The 2,137-nt window shown below is 72.8% G+C and carries 1 protein-coding gene; it reads right to left on the bottom strand.

Going from position 1 to position 2,137, the window contains the following annotated elements; genetic code table 11:
* Positions 1-2,137, bottom strand: a 2,137-nt coding sequence (locus tag ACH4J0_RS43090) for a condensation domain-containing protein (protein ID WP_396246646.1), incomplete at both ends; no start/stop codon positions are given.

Below are 2,137 nucleotides of genomic sequence, written 5' to 3'. Positions count from 1 at the left end.
CGGGTGGGGTTGAGCTGTTCGACCAGGCGCTCGAAGGGGATGTCCTGGTGCTCGAAGGCGTCCAGGTCGGTGCGGCGGACGCGGTCGAGGAGCCGACGGAAGGTGGGGTTGCCGGAGGTGTCGGTGCGCAGGACGAGGGTGTTGACGAAGAAGCCGACCAGGTCGTTGAGGGCTTCGTCGGTGCGCCCGGCGACGGGGGTGCCGAGCGGGAGGTCGGTGCCGGCGCCGAGGCGGGTGTAGAGGGTGGCGACCGCCGCCTGGAGGACCATGAACAGGCTCGCCCGGTTGTCGGAGGCCAACTCGGCGAGTCGACGGTGCAGTTCGGCATCGACGGTGAACTCGACCAGCTCGCCCCGGTGGCTCGGGGAGGCGGGTCGCGGCCGGTCGTAGGGCAGGGCCAGCTCCTCCGGGGCGTCGGCCAGGGCGTCATGCCAGAAGCTGAGTTGCTGCCCGATCAGGCTGTCCCGGTCGTCCTCGGCGCCGAGGAGTTCGCGCTGCCAGAGGGTGTAGTCGGCGTACTGGACCGGCAGTGGCTGCCGGCTGGGGGCGGAGCCGTTGCAGCGGGCGCGGTAGGCCTCGCCGAGGTCGCGGAAGAGAGGGGCGACGGACCAGCCGTCGCTGACGATGTGGTGCAGCAGCACCAGCAGCACGTGTTGTTCGGTGCCAAGGGAGAACAGCCGGGCCTGGACGGGGAGTTCGGCGGCCAAGTCGAAGGCGTGGCCGATGGCCCGGTCCAGCAGCCCGGTCAGCTCGGTCCCGTCGGGGACGGGGGTGACCGTCAGGGTGGGCCGGAGGCCCTCGGTGACCAGCTGGTGGGGCTGGCCGTCGGCGGCCGGAAAGAGGGTGCGCAGCACCTCGTGGCGGGTGACCACGTCGTTCAGGGCCTCGGCCAGGGCTGCGGTGTCGACCGCGCCGGTCAGCCGGATCGCGAAGGGGGTGTTGTAGAGCGCGGTCGGCCCTTCGAACTGGTCGATGAACCACAGGCGCTGCTGGGCGTACGAGAGCGGGACCGGTTCCGGGCGCTCCCGGACGGTCAGCCCGGCGCGCACCGGGGTCCGGCTCTCACCCAGGTGCCGGGCCAGCCCGGCGATGGTGGGGGTGTCGAAGAGGGAGCGGATGGGGAGTTCGATGCCGAGGGCGGTGCGGATGCGGCTGACCAGCTTGGTGGCGAGGAGCGAGTGCCCGCCGAGGTCGAAGAAGTCGTCGTCGATGCTGGGCTCGGTCGTTCCGAGGACCTCGGCGAAGAGCTCGCACAGGGTCTGCTCGGTGGGGTTGCGGGGTGCGCGGCCTTCCGACGCGCCGGTGTACTCGGGGGCGGGGAGGGCGCGGCGGTCGACCTTGCCGTTGGGGGTGACGGGCAGGGTGTCGAGGGTGACGACCGCGGCCGGGAGCATGTAGGCGGGCAGGCGGTCGGTGGCGAAGGTGCGCAGTTCCTCGGGGGCGGCGTCGCCGGTGGCGTAGACGACGAGGCGTTTGTCGCCCGGCTGGTCCTGCCGGACCGTCGCGAAGACCTGGCGGACGGCCGGGTGGGCGGCGAAGGCGGACTCCACCTCGGCGAGTTCGATGCGGAAGCCGCGGATCTTGACCTGGTCGTCCGTTCGGCCGAGGAACTCCAGTTCGCCCGTGGTGGTCCAGCGGACGGTGTCGCCGGTGCGGTACATCCGGGCGCCGGGCTCGCCGTAGGGGCAGGCGACGAAGCGCTCGGCGGTCAGGGTCGGGCGGCCGACGTAGCCCCGGGCGAGGCCGTTCCCGGCGAGGTACAGCTCACCGGGCATTCCGACCGGGACGGGCTGGAGGGTGTCGTCGAGGACGTACGCCCGGGTGTTGGGCAGGGGCCGTCCGATCGGGACGGCGCCCGCGACCTCGGCGGCGGCGGTCACGGGGTGGTGGGTGGCGAAGGTGGTGGTCTCGGTGGGCCCGTAGCCGTTAACCACCCGCAGGCCGGGGCAGGTCTCCAGGACCCGCCGGACGGCGGACGAGGAGACGATGTCCCCGCCCGTCCACACCTCGTGCAGCCCGGCGAAGGTCTGCGGGGCCTCGGCGGCCAGGACGTTGAAGAGGCCGGCGGTGAGCCAGGCGGCGGTCACCGCGCCCTGGCTGATGGTGGTGGCGAGTTCGGTGACGCCGAGGCGTCCGG

It is taken from the genome of Kitasatospora sp. NPDC017646, from assembly GCF_044329365.1.
Lineage (GTDB): Bacteria > Actinomycetota > Actinomycetes > Streptomycetales > Streptomycetaceae > Kitasatospora.
Note: the sequence above shows the minus strand (reverse complement) of the source record. Positions and strands in the feature narration are given on the sequence as shown.